This is a genomic window from Alteromonas sp. BL110, assembly GCF_003443615.1.
GTDB lineage: Bacteria > Pseudomonadota > Gammaproteobacteria > Enterobacterales > Alteromonadaceae > Alteromonas.
Genome location: NZ_CP031967.1, coordinates 3079895 through 3101358, shown reverse-complemented (window position 1 = coordinate 3101358; position 21464 = coordinate 3079895). Strand labels below are relative to the sequence as shown.

The window sequence follows — 21464 nt, the reverse complement described above, 5'->3', positions numbered from 1 at the left end:
CAAAACTGAAAGTAATTTACATAAAGTAACAACATTTATATAAAAATTTACATATAAGTCTTTTTAGTTACAGGTTGCCGATTACGGGCGCACAAAAAAGCGCGCATGAAATTACTTTCAGCGCGCCTTATTCAAGAAATTCTAATGGGGTAATAGCCGTTGCCAGCGTAACTTTAGAAGTCTTGGCCTATAAAATGAGATCGTGCATCCAATTAAGCGATGGCAACTGCTGTTCTGGTTGGTAAAAGAGCCTATTTAGCCTACCCAGTAAATTAACTGAACGACTGGGATCATGCGCTTTCACCCTGTGCTCACTTTCGGTAAGCATGAATTCCCAAGGCTGAAGATTAAGGTCGTCTACGTCTTTTTGCGTGACACCAAGTGACTTCAGTGTTGATAAAATGCGTTCCGTCTTACTTTCGACAATAGGAATAATCTCATTGCCATAAAGGTCATCGAGCGGTTTGTTGATAGCTTCCAATGTGTGATTTATCGCTGCCCATACCTCATCATGATCGAATGTCCAACCCCGCGGAGCATAGTAACCTTCTATTTCCCATTCAAACTCAGCATTACTCACTGCAATAGAGCTCTCTGCTTCTGGAGAATAGGCTAAATCCGGCTTAGCGCCGATATTGTATGCATCGACGCTCATGGCGATACAAATAATCAAATCACCGCAGTGTTGCTTATTTGTGTAAAGCGCTTCAAATGCCGCCCGCTTAACGCCCATCCAGCCATGTACCTTTGATGGCTGCTCTACGAAGTGCCTTACATCATCCGGTAAGTCTTCACCATAGGCATCAATAAGCAATGGAAGCGGGTTTTGATCTGGGGCTTCATCGGGCATCCACACTTCGTATTCTTGTCGGTTATCAGCTTTCCCGCGACTTTTTATTCCATAGGACAAATTCACAGGACGGCAAATACTTCTATCTTCATCTACTTTATGAAAATACTCAGAGCGCATGCGTTTTATAAATGGTGCATCTAATCCTGCTAATGCTGCTGTTGGATAGCGATAGCCTATTTCACTATGTTCGACCATGTGCAACGTTGGAATAGCTTGTGTTAGCTTATTTTTAAGCCCTGATAACGCGTTTACCTTTGGTAGAACAATACTTCTTTCTGGTTCTATAGTAAGTCTGCTTCCATCTTCAGTGACGAATTTCGGGGTTTTGTGAAATTCATAACCTGAGAACCCTAATACATTCACTGCGGCGTTTCTATATTGAGAAAGCTCGTTAAAAAGCGCAGTATGATTGCGAATATGTTTAAATAACGGTCTTGATACGGTCATATTTACTTCCCTTTCAGCTACTTCCGTTCTAATTCAGCGTTTATTAACCTAATTTTGGTCTAAAAAGCGAAGCCATATATGTGCGCCCATATCATCGTATTTTTTTACAAGATTACGGTAGCGCTCGCGCATCGCCACATCTACAAATGGTGACGGCAATAAAGGATCAAACACCAAGTGGTACAACGCTCTGTCTCCTATCACATAAGATTCTTTGGTGGCTTCTTCAAGGGGTAAAGTAGGTATTCGGGCAAGAGATTCCTCTATTTCACTGCATCCTACTTCATAAAGCGTTTCTAAGTCTAAGTGGCTCCATAGTTTCATAGCTTTGGCTTGCGTTTGATTATCAAAATCGTTGGCGCTAAATACGAGCGCTTTACCCGATAGACCAAGAGTGTGAAGTTTGTCTCGCACTTCACTTGCACCACCTGAAAAATTGTTCGGCCTAACATACATATTACTTGCAAGTTTCATCATACCCACAAGCTTAAGAGCACGTTCAGTAGTCCTCAGCTGCTTTTTATCACTTTTAGGAAGTAAACTGGTTTGAGCAACAACCCAATCGTTCTGCCAAGGTACAAGCTCATTTTCATCCTCTCGCCACTGATGTATTTCCTTAGCAAACCTAATGCCCTTGTCAGCAAGTTTATAATCCCCTCTCTCAACCAAGGTGATGAGCCGTGCAGACTGCAAGCGGGTTAGCGTTACTCGAATGTTGTTTTCAGAAATACCAAACAGTTCTCCCACACGAACGGCTGCACTAGCATTCATTTTAATATTTTCACGGGAGCCCAAAAGCTTTAGCAGTAGCTTTCTTGCAACGGGCTTTTTCTCTTTTTCTAATTGCAAACTCTATTTACTTCTTTGTCTCAGATAATGGCTAAGCAATGACTAAGCAATGACTTCTGTTTCAACTTACTTGATTGCTTACATGGTATAAGTTCAGCTGTGTGTGCATCCATCATTATATAAACGCAGGCCAGGCACAAACATTACATAAATTATCAATTTTAAACTATTACTGTAATATTCTAATATAATGATTTAATGTAAAGCTCTGGAACAACGATATGCTTTACATATCCATTGAGTGGAAATGCCATGACTTCATCTAATCGATTTGTTACGCACCTTGTAGAAAACCAACCTACCATTCTTGCCCCCTATAATTTGTGGCGTGATGATGCGTTGCTACGTGTGTTTGTAAACCAGCATTTGCCGCCATCCCACCAGCATGAAGAAGGTTTGTTGGACAACTATGGTCAACTTGCAGGTCATGCACTTATGAACCATGGAGAACTCGCTAACAAAAATAAGCCCATTCTTCAGACCTTTGATCGCTATGGCCGTCGTACAGACAATGTAGAGTTTCATCCTAGCTATCACGCACTTATGGAAAGTGCGATGCAGCACAATGTACATAACTATTCGTGGAAGCATGAAGGTATTGATGGTGCCCATACCATCCGGGCAGTACTAATGTATATGCACTATCAAGCTGAGTCTGGTACATCTTGCCCCCTGACTATGACACACGCAGCGATCCCCGCCATGCGGTATGGTAAAAACTTACCGCCTTACTACTTAGATAAAGTCATCAATGGTGTATACGACCCTCGTGCTTTACCTGCGAGTCAGAAACACGGGCTGACTATTGGTATGGGGATGACTGAAAAACAAGGAGGTTCAGATGTTAGGCGTAATACCACTTCAGCGTATAAACAAAGTGATGGCAGCTATAATATCATTGGGCACAAGTTCTTTTTCTCTGCCCCCATGTGTGATGCGCATCTTATACTTGCACAAGCTGAAGGCGGTTTAAGCTGCTTTTTGCTACCAAAGGTATTAGAAAACGGTGAACTGAATAACGTTCGAATTCAGCGTTTAAAAGACAAGTTAGGCGATTGGAGCAATGCCTCTTCTGAAGTTGAATTTCAGGACGCCACGGCATATTTAATCGGTGAAGAAGGTCGTGGCGTGCCGGTAATCATAGATATGGTTTCATTAACCCGATTAGACTGCATGATTGGTTCATCCGCTCTTATGCGGCAATCACTGGTTCACGCCTTACACCACGTAAGTCACCGCGATGCCTTTGGCAAAACGCTAATCAATCAGCCTTTAATGCAAAATGTATTGGCAGACTTAACGATAGAATGCGCAGCTGCTACCGCGCTTACTATGCGCGTTGCAAAAGCGGTAGATAGTGCACAGAATGATAGCCATGAAGCCGCGTTGGCAAGGCTGGCCACGGCAATTGGAAAATACTGGATTTGTAAGCGCACGCCTATGTTTGTAAACGAAGCGCAAGAGTGTTTAGGTGGCATTGGTTACGTGGAAGAAAATCCTATGCCCCGTTACTACCGCCAAGCCCCGCTTAACTCTATTTGGGAAGGAAGCGGAAATGTACAATGTTTAGATGTACTGCGCGCACTTGCCAAAGAGCCGAATGTTAAAGAGGCTTTGCTTAAAGAGCTTAAAACCCAAGCGGGTAAAAATAAGTACTACGACATTCACCTAAGTAAGTTGTTTGACGAGCTATCAAACACGCAGAATATGGAAACGCGCAGCCGCTATTTAACCGAGCAAATGGCGCTCGCGCTTCAGGCATGCTCTCTTCTTTCTACGCCGCACAATAACAACGACGCCTTTATCGACATTGCCCACACTTTTTGCGAATCTAGACTCGGCAACGCGAGTGGTTTTGCTTTAGGTACGTTACCCGACACTACGCCATTTGAGCGCATTATTGCGCTGGGGCAGGTTTGATATGATTGAGCAAGATAAAAACCTTTCGTTATTGCCGCCCCCATCCCTTACCACCCATTTCAACTAACCGAGACGCGGCTCGTCGAAATGAAAAAGCGAGATCATTGGCAGACGAAAATTGTGCCAGTGACACGCCAATTCGCCCTGTCGCCGACCATTCATAATATTTGCCCTCTTTGGTGCGGATCATGGTGGTCGCAAAAGAACTCGAGTTTCCTCCCTTATCATTGACAATCAATTCGCCATCACCGTCACTGCTTTCGACTTGCGCTTCAAAATCAACAAACAATTCGTCGAGCGGAACTTGTGCCGCTAGCACCAAGCGGGTACGAGATTCATAACACGCGTCAATGAGAGTCACGAACCGTCGCGCTTCGTTAAGGTGATTGGCGTCCAGTTGGGGGACGCGTTCCATGATGATGACCGGAAACCGCCGGCAGAGGGAGATATAATCGGCCGCCCCCAGCGGTTGGTAGCATAACTCGGAAAAGTGAAACCAGGCGCACCGGTCATTGAATCGGGCGACCTGGACGCTGCGACCAAAGAGGACGGAAATGCTCTCGCCCTCGTTTGTGGATGTAGTGCTACCAAATATGTCTTCCAACTGCCCCTGTATGTTGTTGTTAATATTATTATCGCCATGAATATCTTTATTTGACCAAAAATAGGATTGGCCATCCGCTCTACTTTCAAGTCGATAATCCTTCTGGGAATCTTCCATGGAAATAATATCGAACGTGCCTTTCAACATGTCTATAAATGGCAAGAAGAGAGAGCGGTTAATACCTCCCTCATACAGAGTATCGGGGGAACGATTCGAGGTGACCACCACCACGACATTCCAATACGATAAGTATAAGAAAAGTCGTTTCAAAATCATGGCATCGGCAACGTCTGTCACTTGAAATTCATCGAAACAGAGGAGTTGGGCTTCTTGTGCCAATTGTTGCGCAATTATGGGGATCGCATCATCCCGTGGGTGCTCTTGTTTGTAGACAAAGATTCGATGATGGACGTCTAGCATGAACTCATGAAAGTGAACGCGGCGTTTGGTTATTTTTGCGTGTTTGTGACTGTTATTTTTAAAGCAATAATCATCATCAGGAACATTAACCAAGGCGTAAAAAAGATCCATTAGGAAGCTCTTGCCGACCCCGACCGGCCCGTGAATGTAAATACCTCGAGGTGGTGGACCAAAAGACCACAAATGGAACTTCTTTCGAAGAAAAGACTGCGCGGATGCCAAAGAACGCACCAATAAATGCGGACCGTTGCTTGTAGTGCTGTCCACTGTCTGATGGTCAGTGCGCATGGGTACTGGAGGGAGCGAAGCAAGAGACTTGTATAGAGCATCGAGTTTTGCCGCCAGAGCTAATTGCGCGTTATCTTGTTGCACCTCCCCGGCATCCACCTTGCGTTCATACGCCGCTGTCACTGGGCCTGTAGGAATTGACTGCCGTGCGACGCGGTGTTGTACTGCCATACTCTTCATCACCGTCTTCATCATGAACCTGATGAGTTTATCAACATGGTGGATTGGTACGTTAGATTTCTGTATGGGTATCAATCGATATTTATAGTTGAGATTCAAGCTTCGGATTTTAACTTACAAAAATCAGACATAACTATTTGAATAAATGAAATAAAATAGTTTTTAAAATGGCTTATTTGATATCTAAACTAAACATGAAACCACTTAAACTGAACAACACTTACCTAAACCTATACAAACCAACCTAAAATGGGTTAACCGAGTACCCTTTTTGCGCCAGGCGAGCATGGGCTGTCATGGCTGATAGGTCCATTACCACTCCGTCTATCAAGGCGCTTTTTTCAACGCCATGAGCCGCAGCAGACTGCCCGCACACTATCACTTTAACGCCTTGCTCTATCAAAGCAGTAAGTAGAACTTCATTGCCGTTAGGTTGCCCCTTGCGCTGTTTGAAGAGTTCAGTCTTTAACATTTCTTCTGTGGCAGAACCGTGAACCACGAGCGCAAGCGAAAGATTTTCCGGCTTCACACCGTTAGCTACATGCATATTGATAAAACGAGCCAGCGACTCAAACTTACGGTTAACCTCACCAGGGCTTGCAGCTTTAGCTACGTCAAATGCAACCTCGAATGTCTGATTTTCAGTAAAACTAACGTCTTCAACTGGCGCATGTTTTCCGAAAGAGCTAAACACTGGGCCATATTCAAATTCTGGTTTAGCTGAAGCTTGCCCCGTCATACACAATGCCACTACCAAACCAAGTGACGCGCTGCCGATTCCTTTTGTCATGATCATTTCCTTTTCCTCAACTATTTCTCGTGATTTAACGCGAAGGTAGCGCTGTTTTGTATACTTCAAACGTAATGTCGCTTACATCGCTGCCCGCATCTTGGATTTTGCTGTTCGTATAGTAAAGCGAACCGTTATAAATACTAAAGGTATCAGCCCAGTTCACCACATCGCCTTTTACAAGTGTGCGAAGGTCGAGGCTCGGTGTAAGATACTGTACCTCTTGCTTTTCTAAGTTAGCTAAATAGACGTTGCCCTCGTGATAAATCATGCCATCTGGCGCACCTGTTGTAGCGACTGTTCGCACTTTTTTAGCCAATACCTCGTTCGAGGCTTTCTTTATATCAGAGGTATTAATGGCATACAGTGAATAACCCGACAAAGCATGAAAATATAAAGTGTCGTTCAACGTATCTAACGCGATGCCGTCTGATTGAACGGTCATGTTGAAGGGCTTGCCTTCAATACTCAGAGACTCTACCTCAGCTTTTGTCGTTTCATGATTGTCTAAAATGCGATAGCTGGTATTGTCGTCAAGGTTATACACCACTAAGCCCGCATGGGCCGAATCCGTCATGTATATGCGGTTTGTGTCCTCGTCTACGCGTAGATCGTTAATGTAAGAATCAGAGTGATAGGCATCTTCACTAAGGATCAAGGTTCCTTCGATTTCGTTTGTGGCTAAATCAACGACAAACAAGCGCGGCGCATCCACTACCCCATTAAACTTAGGGTTGCGGGTGTCCAACACATACAGTTTATCTTTGTAGGCAACAACTGACTGCACGGCTAAAAAGCAATCTTTTCTTACCTCGCTTTGCGCTACGCACTCGTTCGTTTCATTATTAGGGTATGCAACAAACTCTCCGTTAGCGGCAACCTGAGCCACAGAAAAACTTACATCATCTCGCCAATTGGGCGCGTTCACGAATACTCGCCCATCGTTACTCACCGTCACGCCCGTAATTTGTGTGCCTTTAATGTCGCCGACCAATTCAACTTGAGAATCCTGTGCTTCGCGTGCTGCTGCGTTGATAGAAAAAACTGCCGCTATCGCAGTAACACTTAGTGTGCGTCTAATTTGCTTAATATGCATATCCTTTACCCTTTAAGTCATTTCTTTAAACATAGCCGCTCGCATACCATACACCATTAAGCGGGTGCTTTGGCGTGCGTATCAGAAAACGGTTAAGAAGCCTTAGATAACAAAGCATACGGTTTAAACACCTTGGTAGCGCACAATTCGACGACGAGTGACGACAATTCAGCGAATTACGCTCAGTGAGCAAAAGGTTGTTGCTTATTATCACCCCGTTAAGTGTTAATTCAGATCTAAAACAGGGTATTTTGTCGTTAAAGTAAGAAATAGTTAAATTTTTCTGCTGACGGAGCATCCTTTTAACAGCAGTAATTAAGAGAGGATTTATTATGCGAAGTAGCACTTCAACAGAATGTCAAAGGGGCTTTTGGCAACAGAAGTATGGTATTAAGTCAGCCTTATTGTCGTTGTTAAGTTTAGCGTTAGTTGTTGGGTGCGCCAGCAAACCTCAAGTCAGCGTAGATGACACGCAAAACTTTGCTGACATTAAAACTTTTTATATCCAAGCGCCGTTAAACCCTATCAATGAAACCCTCGCCAACCACTTGTCTTCAACCATTACCGAGCGTTTAATTACCAAAGGCTTAACGCCTACAAGTGAGAACGAGGCTGATGTTTCAGTAGGTTACCTTCCCTCCACTACCACCAAAGAAGATGGAACTACTTTGAACTTAGGGTTGGGAACAGGAACCTTTGGGCGCTCTGGGGGCATTTCTCTCGGCAGTATATTTAGCATACCTGTGGGTGACCAAACCTCTTTCCAACAAGGTCTTCAAATAGATATAGTAAAAGATGGGAAGTTTATTTATAGCGCATCGGGCAGCGTTGAACTCGAGTCTAAAGACAGTATTAGTATTCAAAACAAACTCGATGAGCTTGTGATAAAATTGCTTGAGCAGTTCCCACCTAATAAATAGTGTTTTTATTTATTTGGGAACAAAAGAATACAGCATAGTAAATCCCAACCCTGCCAATACCAGAAAAAACTTCTTCGATAAGAAACTTGGTATTTATATTGCCTATGAGGTGTATATAAAACAACACGTTCATGCGCATTTGACATGAATCGAGCTAAGTAGAGTCTAAAGTGGATACCACATACCGTTACTTGTCTTCGTCGCCTTCATTGTTCAACTATTTAGGCGACACCAACAATGCCCAAAGCGCCCTTCAAGATGTTGTAGAAAAATCCAAACAAGCCAACGCCCTTAGCGATGCATTGGTTAATTTCAAAAGCGAATTGCAGGGCAATCAAATTGACGCCTTCCTTGAAAAGATGGAAAACGGTGATGCTACACTCAATAGCACTACATTAACGAACTACCTCGAGTTTAATAGGCAAAAACTTGCCTCAGAATTAAACAATTTAGCGGCAAAATTTGGTATCACGGATAATAAAAACTTTACGATTAGCAAAGGCAAATTGGTAGTTGAAACTGATGACAATACAGTAGGACTAGACAGAGCTACATTACACCTTCAACAGTATCTAGAAAAAGACGCTAACCTTACTTCACTTATTGAGCAGACATCTCGACTTTCACAGTTCACTGAATGGAGTGAGGCCACCAACTTTGCATCCTCACTTAAAGTGGAAAATGCTGACGAACAGACCATTCAGTCGTTTTTAAAAGACGCGCGCTCGTCTGTTATGTCAGACAATACATTGATATTTAATAAAAGCGGGTTTGGCTTTTCTTCTGAAGGCAAAGCTAAAGCTCTTATCGAAGAGTTTCAGAAATAAGAGTGGATATAGGTGCTAATTCAGGGAAAGGTCACCTCATAAAAGCGATATTGCCTGAACTAGTATAAATTAGTTATCGCTACCAGCTTCTTTTAATACTCGTATTGCGAAGCGCAAAAAAAGCGCCTTAACGGCGCTTTTCGTTTGTTAAGCATGGTCTAAACTAGCTGTGATGACGCTGTTTTTTGCCACGCTTCTTTTTCATATTATCAAACTTTTCAAGCTGCTCATCGGTTAGAATATCCGCTACTTTCATGCGAATTTCGGCACGCTTAAGAAAATGTGCTTTTAGTATTTCAGCCTTTTGCTCCGCAATCGCATTTACCTTCTCTTGATAGTCAGCGTCGTCAGGGTTTAGGCCCGCTAGTGCATTCATTTTTCTGCGCTTACCTTCTTCACCCATTTCGGCTCTTTTAGCCTGACGCTCAGCTTTAAGCTCCTCTTTCAATACTTGAAACTGCGTCATTTGCTCGTCGGTTAGGTCAAGTACTCTTTCCATTTTATGCAAAGGAAAGAAATCTCCACCTCTGCGTTCATCTGAATTCTTACCACCTGCGTAAGCAGTGGTTGCGATACATGCACTTAATAAAACACCGGTAATTAATTTTTTCATCTTAATCTTCCTACTTGTTTTGCCATGTTTATGCATGACGTTAAAAAATAATGTTGTTTCATCAACGGAATTAAGTATGCGTGAATCAATCGATAAGTAGGGTTAAGCTAGTGTAAAGTTCGGTAAAGTTAAAAAAACAGTACGGTTATAAGGGGTAGTATTAGGTTATGGAAAATGAAAAACTAAATATTTTACTCGTCGACGACGACAAAGACCTGTGTGCCCTACTCCAAGAGTTTTTAGAAGGCGATGGCTTTAACGTAGATGCCATTCACAGTGGTGATGAAGCAATAAAAACACTACTAGATACCGACAAGTATGACACTGTAGTGCTAGATATTATGATGCCCGGTATGTCGGGTCTTGATGTATTAAAATCGGTTAGAGCCGAAAAGCAAACCCCAATCCTGATGCTAACAGGTCGTGGCGATGACATAGACCGAATTGTGGGCCTTGAGTTAGGTGCTGATGATTACCTACCTAAGCCTTGTAACCCAAGAGAGCTTGGCGCCCGAATTCGCGCTATCATCCGAAGAACCCAGTACTTAAAAACAACGCCTGCCGCTTCGCCAAGCGAACTACATGGTATCCATTTAGATATCGGGGCACGCCAAGCCACCGTAAATGGAAAATCCGTAGCGTTAACAGGAGCTGAGTTCAACGCACTTAGCTACCTGATGGAGCGTGTAGGGCAAACCATTTCCAAGCAGGAGATGACGCAAGAAGTATTGAAACGACCATTGGAAGCCTATGATAGAGCGATGGATGTTCACGTTAGCCGAATTCGTCAGAAGCTCTCAGCTGCCGGGGTTACTAACGTTATTCAATCTGTCCGCGGTGTTGGCTATCAAATGCTAACCGTACCTCAGCAACCAGAATAGAAGATATGGATCATGGTAAGCAACATTAAATGGTCGGGCATAAAAGCTAACTTACGGTTTAAGCGCTTGTTCTGGAGAATTTTTGTTGCTTTTTGGATAGCCAGCTTAGCGGTCATGGCGGCAACTGGCTACGTCTTAGTAAACGAATATACCTCAAGTAACTATACCAAACGTTTTTTTGACGATGCGACTAATCAGGCAGAAAGAATTGTATGGCGATACGAGCATGAAACGTTTACAAAAGGCAGGGCTAGAAACGAGATTAAAGAGTGGATTAAACGACGAAATGGTCGAGAAAATCAGCTGCTCCCCATGCTAATTTCTTCGGTAAATGGCGATGTAATTTATCACTACCGAATGAATAAGGTGCCTGAGGACCAACGGGTAACACGTGAAATCTATGGCCCTTCAAACACGCAATACATAGTTCAGTTCAGACAACCCCAAGCGCCGCGAATCTATAAGCAAGTACTAAGTCGCTTTCAGTCAGTGCAATTTATATTTATATTTTTAGCCTCAGCACTGGTAAGCGCTCTGCTTAGTTGGGGCATTGTAAAACCGATTAAGTATCTAGGCTCCTTTAGTCGAAAATACGCCAACGACCAAACTGCGTCACAGGTACCTTATCAGCTACTTTCTCGTGGCGACGAACTGAGCGATTTGGCTACTGATATTAATTTCATGGTTAGCAAAACCTCTGATGCTATAAACGCTCAGCAAAGGTTATTACATGACGTATCCCATGAGTTGCGCGCCCCTCTTGCTCGTCTTCAGGCGTCTGCTGCTATCATCGAACAGCATCAACCTGATAACAAACACGTGTTGCAAATACACAATGACTGCCACCGTATGGACCAGCTCATTCAGCAAATTTTAAATTTCTCAACACTAGAGCAATCTCACCAGATTGCTGAGCCTTGCGATGTGATTGCGTTATGTAATCGTGTTTTGGATGATATGGCTATTAACTATCCAGGCATTCCAACTTCACTAGACTTTAGCGTGTCTAGTAAAAACGATGCAATGATAAACGGTTTTCCCGAAGCGCTGCATCAGGCGTTAGACAACATTTTAGGTAATGCGTGTAAGTATTCTGACAAAGGGCAGCCGGTATCTGTAAATGTTGCTTCAAGTACTTATAACGTTGTCATCGTTATTGAAGACAATGGCGTGGGCGTAGATAACAATGAAATTGAAAAGTTAATGCAGCCGTTTTACCGGGCCGGAAATCAAATGCATACCGAGGGCTTTGGACTAGGTTTAACTATTGCGTTAAAAGCAGTAAAAAAGCATGGCGGAACACTTGAAATGCAGAGTCCAGAAGAAGGCGGACTTAGGGTAGAAATTACGTTACCTAAAAACCCGCCGGCTCAATTGTAAAGCTCCTTTTGGTAAAAAGTCGCTTGTACTTATCGATGCCAAAACCTATTAGCTCGTTATTTGTTTACTTAGTGCATAAAGCCAATGCCATAACCAAGTTCATCTAGTTTCTAAAAATAGAGGAAGTCGATACGAATTAGCGTTATGCTTGGCGGCATGAAGAAGTGCAGATTAACATAATGGCTACGCAGCAGCCGCTTTCCGTCCAGCAAAACCTTACCATTAGGTTATTGCGTGTATTAAGGTATAACAAAACTCGTATCGAACGGGCACTTACCCTTATGCCTGCAAGGCAACAGCCGCTTTTTCATGTGCTCCCATTCCTTGTACATATTAATCACGAAGCACTTCCTGGTTATATTGCCTCATTATCGTCGGGCGAGGCCGTTCCTTTTGGCATCAATAATTATTCCTTTAGGTCTGATATAGAAAAGGCGCTTTTACGGTGCTTCCCCACTGAGAATCATCTGTTCTCTGATATCAAACAAATTTGGCCGAGACAGCGGGCTATAGAGTCACTAGTTCTCATGGGTAGTGTGGGCACTATTGCGCAAACTGATGACTCAGACTTCGATTTTTGGGTATGTATTGAAGGTAATCGCTTTTCAGCTACAGAGCTTTCTTTACTTCAACAGAAGCTTACTGCAATTGAAAAGTGGGCGGAAAACACCTTTGGAATTGAAGTTCATTTCTTCTTATCTGAAATAGATAAAGTAAAGAAAAACGACTTCGGTGTGGCTGAGGGTGAAAGCGCAGGCTCTGCACAAGCGTTGTTTTTAAAAGCGGAATTTTACAGTACCAATATTGTAGTAGCAGGCAAGGCCCCCTTTTGGTGGCTTACCCCAGAAAAAACCAGTGAAAAACAATACCAAGCCATTTATGACAGCTTGGAAAAAGGCGGATCACCGGATTTAGACTGGTTTATGGATTTGGGTCACTTAGAAAAGCTAGATGCTAGTGAACTGTTCGGCGCTGCCATCTGGCAGTTGGGAAAAGCGATGGACTCCCCGTTCAAGTCGGTTTTGAAAATGGCAAAGCTTGAAGTTTACTTGGCCAATATTTCACATGGGCAGCCGTTGTGTAACCTGCTTAAAAAACATGTTCACCGTGGTGCTGAGGCGCCGGGGCCGTGTTGCAGATATTGACCCCTACGCATTGATGTTTAACGAGCTTATTACCCACTATAAAGCCAACGGACAGCCCGAGGACATTGAGATACTGCAGCAATGCTTGTATTTAAAATGTGCATGCCCATTGAGCCAGCCGCTTTTTGAGGGAGAAAAGCCAAATTTTAAACGCAGAATTTTAGGATCCTATGCGAGACAATGGGGCTGGAGCCGAAAGCAGATCCTTCATTTAGACAACCAACAGGATTGGACGTTTAGTGAGCGAGTGCAGCTTAGTCGCCGTGTCCATAGTTTTCTTTTGAAGTGCTATCGACGCATTTCTAAAGAACTTAGCGACCACCAGCAAGTCATGGACGAAAAGGACATGACGGTGTTGGGCAGGCGCTTAAGCACCTATTACGCGAAAAAAGAAGATAAAATCGAGTTCCTGCGTCGGGCATTTGACGAGAGCCTGTACTGCAATAAAATAACGATCGCCATGCGCCAGCTTAAAAACGGTGATGAGGTATGGTCTGCCTATGCCGGTGATTTGTTGAGTAAATCTGGCATTATTGATGAAGCCCAGAAAATATCCCAAGCGCCTAGTGCGATTGCGCTAATGGTATGGTTGGTATCCAGTAAAATTATCGATACTAGTAGTAAGGTTTATTTAGACTATAACTATGGCGAAGTAAGTGAATTAGACCTTAACGACCTTCTCAAGCATTTGTGCAAGTATTTCCCGCCCGTCAGGGTGTCGTCGCTACCCCGTAATGACCTACTTGCGCCCGAGCGTATAACCGCATGCTTTGCTATTGTGAATTTTCCCACTTTACGTCAAAAAGCCACGGTTGAAGATGTAGCAGTAATTTATAAAACGTCTTGGGGAGAAACGTTTTTAAAATTCGGCAATGATGTTCTGGATACCTTATGGTACGACCTTCAAGAAGTATCGCCTAAACCCGTGTGTTACGTAATGGTTCCAAGAGGAAATCAACAATCGCGTATCTTAGGCGAATTCTTAGAGTCAAACGATCTTAACTTTAACGTCCTTTATTAAAAGGTAACTACACGCCTTTTTTCAACACGTAGTCACCCCCGTGCCAACGCCTTAGCCTATTTGTCTTATGTTTCCAGTCACTTCCCTGCTTAAAAATACGAAAGCACTGAACATATTACTCATCCCTTACAAAACCGGTCTAAAAAACATACAAAAAACCTTGCACTTTAGAATTACAAGTGTAATCTAAATATATCGACTACAAGTGTAATCAATAAGGATAGGTTTCGTTCCTATGAGCAAGATGTCAGACAAACCCGAAATTTCGAACGCCGAATTTGAAGTACTAGACGTATTGTGGGACGACCACCCCGCTACATCAAGCGAAGTGGTTTCACGGTTAAACGATAAGAAAGACTGGCATGAAAAAACCGTAAAAACCCTATTGGGTCGCTTGGTAAAGAAGGACGTATTAGGCTTTGAAAAACAGCAGCGCCAGTATCTTTATTACCCACTGATTGCGCGCGAAGAATATACAAAAAAAGAAACGACAAGTTTTGTAAGTCGACTATTTAAAGGGAAAATCGCGCCTATGGTCGCGGGGTTTGCAAATCAAAACTCGCTGTCTAAGCAAGATGTTAACGAGCTTAAAGCGCTTATAAAAGAGTGGGAAGAAAATAATGATTGATTGGATTATTGCTCAACAAGGCATTTTGTCGCTCGCACTCATTTTATTGATTGTTTCTGAGCACTTTTTCACGTCTAAATTAGGGGCCTCATTAATGTATAAGCTATGGGCGTTGATACCAGGCTGCTTGATAGTTAATAACCTTCCGCTGTCGTTGGTTAGCATCCCATCAAATAGCTTTTCTCGCTATGTAGTCGGTGTTAAACCTACAGTGAGTACTGTTGCGTTCGAAAGTTGGTTTACTCTTTGGGCCATAGGCGTAAGCATTATCACTGCCTATGTTTTAGTACATCATATTACAACATGGGCATCTGTAGGGAAGCGACGTGCAATCCACACCAATGCCTACTATTCAAGCAAAGCAGCCACCCCTATGCTATTTGGATTCATCGCCCCCAAAGTGCTTATCCCCTTTTCGTTTAAAAGCACGTTTTCAAAGCAGCAACAGAAGCTTGTATTGGAACATGAAAATTTTCATCGCAAACATCGTGATCACCTGTGGAATACGCTAGCGCTAACTATTGCCATTCTATTTTGGTTTAACCCACTAGTTTGGCTTGCGCTTAAATCTTTCAGAATAAACCAAGAGCTGGCTTGTGATCATGCTGTACTAAAAAACAAGACAGAAAAGGAAAAACTCACCTATGCAAAAGCACTTGTGCAGTGTGCCGAGCATTGTTCACGCACTATAAATTTGTACCCAACCTTTGGAGAAAAGACGACTATGATGAAACGTTTAAATGCTATAAAACAACCTATGCGCAGCAATAAAGTACTGGCAGCGAGCGTACTTTCTGTTGCAGCTTTACTGACTATTAATACCGCATTGGCTAATGTGCCCCCACCACCGCCAAAAGCTGAAGCCAACATGGATAAATCGAAAGTTAATGAAGCTTCGCCTGTAAAACACGTTTCGCCCACCTACCCGAGCGAGGCAGCAAAAAACAATGTCGAGGGGTTTGTCGTACTGTCTTTCGATATCACTGAAACGGGTGCAACTGATAATGTAACAGTAGTGAAATCTCAGCCAGCGGGCGTATTTGATAAAAGCGCCAAAGTTGCGCTAAAGCAGTGGGAATATAAGCCTCGCATTAAGGGTGGGAAAGGCATTAGGCAACAGGGTTTACTGGTACAACTCGATTATAAACTAGGTAATTCAGTAGAAACACCTGAAGGGTGAATTACAGAATAAAAACGCGAATAGCGCGAAAAAATGACGCTAGTAAACACTTTCCCTAACGGGATATTTCATATGCCAGAATACTAAAAGGAGCGCACTGCTCCTTTTAGTGTTTTGTCTAATTGACTTAATTTTTCACTAATTCACACTTACTTATTTTTCACTACTTACGTGCTACCTGCATGCTACTTGCTACTTGCTACTTGCAAAACAACTAGCTCCCATGCAGCTTAGTTAAATGTAAAGCACCTTTACATTTCACCTAAAGAAAATACCGCTGTACTAAGGTAGAATGTAAGTAGTCACATACCTTAATACTTCTAAGTTATGGAAGGTTTTGATAATCGATAGCTAAGTGGCGTCGATTATTCGCAATCGCTTCACGCCATGTGGGTCTTTTACCGTCTTGGCGTAAAACAAGGAAATTTACTATGAAACGTTTCGCTTTAGCACCTGCTGTGCTTGCTCTTACCGTTTTTACAACAAACGCAAATGCTAATATAGAGCAGCTTAAAGGCCTTTTAGGCGACAAAAAAGCTGACACTACTGTAACTACTAGTAGCCTAACTGAAATGGCGACAAGTGCAGCGTCTGGTATCGACTTATCTAGTTTAGTGGGTACAGTCTCTGACAATCTCAATGTATCTGAAACGCAATCAGAAGGCGGTATTGCATCTATTATGAACTATGTTCAAGGTAACCTTTCTAGTGGTGACTACGCGCAGCTAGCAAGCAGTATTCCTGGCATTGATGGCCTACTTGAGAATGTGCCTTCGCTTAGCAGTGATACGGCCGCAAGTTCTAGCTCGTCACTATCAGGGTTGCTTAATAAAGCGTCTGAATATAGCTCTACACTTAAATCTGTAAATGATTTAAAGCAACAGTTTGAGGCGCTAGGCCTATCAACCGATATGATTGCCAGCTTTGCCACGCAAATCAGCTCATATTTAAATGTAAATGCTGATGAAGAAACACAAGCACTTTTTAAATCTGGCCTAGATAATTTGCTAGCGGCTCTGTAACCTATCGAAAGCGTACTGAGATATGCTGCCTAGCAGAAATTAGTACGCCTTAAGTCTTTTTTGCAAGGTCGTGTTTTTCTAATGCAACCTTGCTCATCTTTTCATACTCATTTACGCAGCCTAATCGCCTATGCAAAATGCAATATCCTGGTTTTCCGCGAAACCAAAGTGGTTTCGAGTTTCTACCTACCTTGTCCTTTTCTATCTTACTTATGCCCTTCTTTTGGGTGTAGTGACCCCTGCAGTGCTAGAGGCAAAGTTACCTAACCTCGTAAAAGAAAATACAGGTCGAAATGCCGCGGTTAAAGATATTGCAATAAACCCTTTTCTATTGAAGCTAGGCATTACAGATTTTGTCATCTATCCATCATCTAAACCTCTAACAACTAGTGATAGTGACGAGCCTGGCAAAAACAGCAGTGAAAGCGATACCAAGAATAAAGCTTCCAATAATCGCTTTTTTAGCGTCGATAATATTTCGCTAGACATCGGCTTTTGGAAAACACTGCTTACTCTCACTCCTGCGGTCGAGTCGTTAACCATCAATGCACCATATACAAAAGTGGCACGTTTAAATACCGATAACGACACACAAACATTCAACTTTTCTGACATCCTTACTCACATAGAGAAGCGCAGTACGCAGGAGAAAGATGAAGAGCAAGACGCAGCTGACGGGCAGATCCCTAGAATAATACTAGGTCAATTTATACTAAGTAACGGCCATGTTGTTTTAGAAGACGAAGTTACTGATACCTTTCTTGATTACCCTGATTTGGACGTTGCACTGCAAGACCTAGATACGCATGCTGTAATTAGTGTAAATGACAATAGCCAAGCCGCGTTTAATCAATACCAGTTTGATTTGCTTACCGCCGAAAAAGGCAAAATTTCCATCAAAGGTGAATTCCAACTATCTCCTTTTAAAGTTACTACAGACGTTGCGATAAGCGACGTTGCTCTGACACCGCTTTGGTCGCTATCAAAAGATTTGATAGAAGCGGTACTAGTAGAGGGCACGGTTAACTTAAGCCTTCAGGCTCAAGCTTTTGAAGAGGAAGAGGCGTTTCAGTTTTTACTGGAAGACGGTGAATTTATCGTCAATGATTTGGTATTTAATTCAGGTGCGTCATTAAGCGCGTCATCGGGCGGGCCAAATAGCGCCAGAATTTCAAAAGAGATCCTAGCCATTCCCTCTTTTGCCGTTCACAACATAAACGTAAACGGCGCAGAGCGGCAGGTAAATATTGCTGAAGTTGCGCTAGACGATGTCAGGGTGTCGGGCTTGTTTGATAAGACAGGGCTAAACTTACAACGCCTGTTTACACCTAAAGTTCTAACGTCTTCTACTACCCAAGTGAGCTCCAACACAAACACAAACACAAACACAGATATCCCCGCCTCTGAGCTTCAAATAGAGGACAAAAACACAGAGCAAGCAGGGGTTAATGAAATACCTGAGACTAACAAACACGCTCATAAAAAGACTGCTTCGCCCGCTTCAACTGGCGAGGAAATGCCAAAAGAAGCGCCAACTAACAACAGTTCACTGGAGACGGTAGATAAGTCCACGTGGCAGGTTGCGCTGCAAAAGTTCGCGTTTAATAACGGCACCGTTGATATGGTAGAGCGCAGTGTAAGTGATGGCACCTATTACAGAGTTAGTCACTTCGATATTGAAAGCGGGAAAATCACCACTGATTTCTCTAAACCCATTTCTTATTCCACAAGCCTGCAGGTTTCTGCCGATACCCAGACCTTTAGTAATACGTCAAAAGGTACACTGACAAGCAGCGGAAGCCTAGTTATTGCAGAGCAAACGGTGAAGGGCAAAGCTGCCGTCGAGCAACTAGTGCTTAATCAATTTCAGCAATATATTTCCCCCTACGCCAATGTCACACTTGAAAAAGGGCTATTTAATCTGAATGTTGAATTTGACGCTGCAATGGGTGATGAAGGTACTGAAACTCTAAACGTTAAGGCTAGTACTCAAGTTTCTGACTTAAGCGTTCTGGATGATGCCAAAAAGCCGTTGTTGCAATGGCAGTCTTTAATAGTGGACGATATTAATTTTGACCATGTCTTTAACCAGCTAAGCGTAGACAATATTCAGTTAAAATCGCCCTTCACTCGACTTATCATCGACGAAGCCAAGCAAACCAATGTGAGCAAGCTAGTTGTTGCTTCAAAAGAAGACAACAATGAAGAGCAGACCGCTAAGAATAATATCGCTGGCGAACCTGACAGCATGAATTCAACAAAATCGGCAGCATCTTCAACTAGTGAAAAGGTGACAGCAAACGCTGAAGGGCTTGCTATTGCAGTGAACGCTATATCAATTGAGAACGGTAAAGCCTATTTTGCTGACCACTCATTAACACCAAAATTCGCGTCGGCGATAGAAAGCCTAAACGGGAAAGTAACAGGCATCGACTCGCGTTCAGATACGCCAGCCAATGTGGATATCACTGGAAAAATAGATAACTACGCACCGGTAAAACTAGCGGGCACCATTCACCCGTTAAAAAGCGATTTAGACCTAGATTTAAACTTCTCGGTAAAAGGCGCTGAACTTACATCAGTTAACCCCTATTCTGGCACCTATATGGGCTACTACATTGACAAAGGTTTATTGTCATTAGCTGTACAATACAAACTCAATGGGAAAGCGCTAGAAGGTAAGAATCATGTGGTTATCGACCAGCTAACCCTAGGCAAAAAATCTAATTCTGACCAAGCGCTAAGTTTGCCACTTGGGCTAGCTATCGCGCTGCTAGAAGATAGCAATGGCGTTATAGATTTAGGTTTGGATGTATCAGGAGACGTAGACAGCCCAGATTTCAGCTTTGGTTCCATAATCCTTAATGCTATTGGCAATATCATTACCAAGGCGGTGACTGCGCCGTTTTCGCTACTAGCAAATCTAGTTGGCAGTGACGATGAGTTAGACAGTGTTGCGTTTACGTTTGGGGAACACAAGCTACAAGCTGAAGCTAAGAAAAAACTAAACACCCTAGCTGAAGCCTTAAAAAAACGTCCTGGGCTTAGAGTGAACATTGAGGGTACGGTTAATGCTGTATCAGATGCAAGTACACTGGCACAACGACAGTTAAATGCCACGCTTTTCGCAAAAAGCGGGCTTGTTGTACACACTACTACCTCCGGCAGTTCAAGTAGGATCGAGAATACTTCTGCCGATGCTGAAATTGAAAGTTTCGGCAACAAGGGTAATTCAACAGACGAGCCATTAACTGGTAGCCGCATCCCACTGGAAGGCCCATTATCCGATGCTCTTTTGTCACGCTATGTAGAGATATTTACGCCCGACCTTGACCAAGAATATAAGGAAATGGTGGCACAGTTATACCCTGATTTAGCAAGTGAAGGCGAAGGTCAAAATAGTAGTGATGACGGTAGCGATACGATTAACAAAGAAGATGTGCAAAGAGCACTGATGATTGCCCGTTACAACAAGCTTCGCAATAGCATCGACATACCTGAAAGTGCGTTAATTGAACTTGCCGACTTACGCAGTAAAGCGGTAAAAAGCTATTTGGCCAACGAAGGGGAAATTGAAGCAAACCGTTTATTTTTGCTTAATACCCAGCACGACTTACATACTGACTTAAGCGGCGTTGAGTTAACCTTGGAAGCGAACTAAAAAACAAAAAGGGTAGCCGATTTAACTGGGCTACCCTCTTCTATTGACATATTTTTGAAATTTTCGGCTAGCTAAACGCTTCGAGCAACACGCAAGAGCCCTTAAGATCTCTCCGTTACTTTTTCAAGTGTGGCGCACATGTTTCAGCAACTTTTGATGCGTCAAAAATCTCAATCCAGTAGCCATCAGGATCTTTGATAAATGCAATTCCCTTCATAGAGCCATCATTGAGGCCTTTTTGAAAAGGAACATTTAGGGATTCGAATCTGGCGCAGGCTGCTTCAGCATCAGGTACATGAAAACCAATGTGACCAAAACCCTTAGGTTCGGTATTGCCGTTGTGATAACTGACGGTCTCTGGCGTATCGCCCCAATTATGGGTTAGTTCAAGCATTGCTGGGCGACCAAAAGTCTGCTGGGTACGCTTTTCAACATCGTCGGAAATATCAGAAAAATCATCCCCGGCCGCCAAAAAGTAAAGGCTAAATTCCATTTCTTCAAAATCTAAACGCTTAATGAGGGTCATGCCCATCACACGTGTGTAAAAATCTAATGAGCGCTTAGGGTCAGCAATGCGCAGCATGGTCTGATTAAACACAAAACCTTTTGTCGCGTCGTCTTTGTCTTCATAAAGGCCATCGGCTTGTTCGAAGTGTCGGCTCATAATAGTCGTCCTTAGCGTTAAAGATTGTTAAAGGCAAAGTAGCTTCAATTTGCCTCAAAAGAGTCATAGAATTGA

The 21464-nt window shown here is 43.0% G+C and carries 18 protein-coding genes; 11 read left to right on the top strand and 7 right to left on the bottom strand.

What is annotated here, in order from left to right:
* Positions 1 to 187: 187 nt before the first annotated feature.
* Together D1814_RS13350 and D1814_RS13345 are read right to left on the bottom strand one after the other, a co-directional pair.
* Positions 188 to 1300, bottom strand: coding sequence for a hypothetical protein (locus D1814_RS13350; RefSeq protein ID WP_118493045.1), 1113 nt, complete (start codon positions 1298 to 1300; stop codon positions 188 to 190).
* A 48-nt stretch (positions 1301 to 1348) separates the two neighbouring features.
* A complete protein-coding gene (locus tag D1814_RS13345; protein ID WP_118493043.1) occupies positions 1349 to 2149 on the bottom strand; it encodes a PaaX family transcriptional regulator in 801 nt (266 codons plus the stop codon).
* Positions 2150 to 2401: 252 nt separating this feature from the next.
* On the opposite strand from D1814_RS13345, the gene D1814_RS13340 reads away from it, so the two are divergent.
* Positions 2402 to 4069, top strand: coding sequence for an acyl-CoA dehydrogenase family protein (locus D1814_RS13340; RefSeq protein WP_118493041.1), 1668 nt, complete (start codon positions 2402 to 2404; stop codon positions 4067 to 4069).
* Positions 4070 to 4097: 28 nt separating this feature from the next.
* On the opposite strand, the gene zapE is transcribed toward D1814_RS13340, so the two are convergent.
* From zapE to D1814_RS13325, 3 genes are all read right to left on the bottom strand, one after another.
* Complete coding sequence (gene zapE, locus D1814_RS13335; RefSeq protein WP_232368888.1) at positions 4098 to 5552, bottom strand: cell division protein ZapE; 1455 nt, start codon at positions 5550 to 5552, stop codon at positions 4098 to 4100.
* 253 nt (positions 5553 to 5805) lie between these two features.
* Complete coding sequence (locus D1814_RS13330; protein WP_232368887.1) at positions 5806 to 6351, bottom strand: DsrE family protein; 546 nt, start codon at positions 6349 to 6351, stop codon at positions 5806 to 5808.
* A 34-nt stretch (positions 6352 to 6385) separates the two neighbouring features.
* Positions 6386 to 7447: an L-dopachrome tautomerase-related protein gene (locus D1814_RS13325; RefSeq protein WP_118493035.1), complete on the bottom strand. Its 1062-nt coding sequence runs from the start codon at positions 7445 to 7447 to the stop codon at positions 6386 to 6388.
* Between the two features lie 332 nt (positions 7448 to 7779).
* Here D1814_RS13325 and D1814_RS13320 point away from each other — a divergent pair, with 332 nt between their 5' ends.
* Positions 7780 to 8367, top strand: a complete 588-nt coding sequence (locus D1814_RS13320; protein ID WP_118493033.1) for a DUF4136 domain-containing protein — start codon at positions 7780 to 7782, stop codon at positions 8365 to 8367.
* 170 nt (positions 8368 to 8537) lie between these two features.
* Positions 8538 to 9194 (top strand): hypothetical protein, encoded by a 657-nt coding sequence (locus D1814_RS13315; RefSeq protein ID WP_118493031.1) that lies wholly within the window; start codon positions 8538 to 8540, stop codon positions 9192 to 9194.
* 163 nt (positions 9195 to 9357) lie between these two features.
* Here the strand turns inward: D1814_RS13315 and D1814_RS13310 are convergent, their stop codons facing one another.
* Positions 9358 to 9807 carry a Spy/CpxP family protein refolding chaperone gene (locus D1814_RS13310; protein ID WP_118493029.1) on the bottom strand — a complete coding sequence of 150 codons (450 nt, stop codon included), beginning with the start codon at positions 9805 to 9807 and terminating at the stop codon, positions 9358 to 9360.
* Between the two features lie 167 nt (positions 9808 to 9974).
* On the opposite strand from D1814_RS13310, the gene D1814_RS13305 reads away from it, so the two are divergent.
* The 8 genes from D1814_RS13305 to D1814_RS13275 all read left to right on the top strand — a co-directional run bounded on the left by D1814_RS13305 (position 9975) and on the right by D1814_RS13275 (position 20725).
* A complete protein-coding gene (locus D1814_RS13305; RefSeq protein ID WP_118493027.1) occupies positions 9975 to 10688 on the top strand; it encodes a response regulator transcription factor in 714 nt (237 codons plus the stop codon).
* Between the two features lie 12 nt (positions 10689 to 10700).
* Positions 10701 to 12068 carry a sensor histidine kinase gene (locus D1814_RS13300; RefSeq protein WP_118493025.1) on the top strand — a complete coding sequence of 456 codons (1368 nt, stop codon included), beginning with the start codon at positions 10701 to 10703 and terminating at the stop codon, positions 12066 to 12068.
* A gap of 179 nt (positions 12069 to 12247) precedes the next feature.
* Positions 12248 to 13213 (top strand): class I adenylate cyclase, encoded by a 966-nt coding sequence (locus D1814_RS19720; protein WP_269747665.1) that lies wholly within the window; start codon positions 12248 to 12250, stop codon positions 13211 to 13213.
* Positions 13176 to 14234: a class I adenylate cyclase gene (locus tag D1814_RS19715; RefSeq protein ID WP_269747664.1), complete on the top strand. Its 1059-nt coding sequence runs from the start codon at positions 13176 to 13178 to the stop codon at positions 14232 to 14234. The genes D1814_RS19720 and D1814_RS19715 overlap by 38 nt, the downstream gene beginning before the upstream one ends.
* A 235-nt stretch (positions 14235 to 14469) precedes the next feature.
* Positions 14470 to 14862, top strand: coding sequence for a BlaI/MecI/CopY family transcriptional regulator (locus D1814_RS13290; protein ID WP_118493023.1), 393 nt, complete (start codon positions 14470 to 14472; stop codon positions 14860 to 14862).
* Positions 14855 to 16042, top strand: a complete 1188-nt coding sequence (locus D1814_RS13285; RefSeq protein WP_118493021.1) for a M56 family metallopeptidase — start codon at positions 14855 to 14857, stop codon at positions 16040 to 16042. The genes D1814_RS13290 and D1814_RS13285 overlap by 8 nt, the downstream gene beginning before the upstream one ends.
* Before the next feature lie 431 nt (positions 16043 to 16473).
* Entirely contained in the window at positions 16474 to 17064 is a 591-nt protein-coding gene (locus D1814_RS13280; RefSeq protein ID WP_118493019.1) for a DUF2780 domain-containing protein, read from the top strand.
* 130 nt (positions 17065 to 17194) lie between these two features.
* Positions 17195 to 20725, top strand: coding sequence for a DUF748 domain-containing protein (locus tag D1814_RS13275; protein ID WP_118493017.1), 3531 nt, complete (start codon positions 17195 to 17197; stop codon positions 20723 to 20725).
* A gap of 115 nt (positions 20726 to 20840) precedes the next feature.
* Here the strand turns inward: D1814_RS13275 and gloA are convergent, their stop codons facing one another.
* The gene (gloA, locus tag D1814_RS13270) at positions 20841 to 21389 is read right to left on the bottom strand and encodes a lactoylglutathione lyase (protein ID WP_118493015.1); all 549 of its coding nucleotides are present in this window, start codon (positions 21387 to 21389) and stop codon (positions 20841 to 20843) included.
* Positions 21390 to 21464 lie beyond the last annotated feature (75 nt).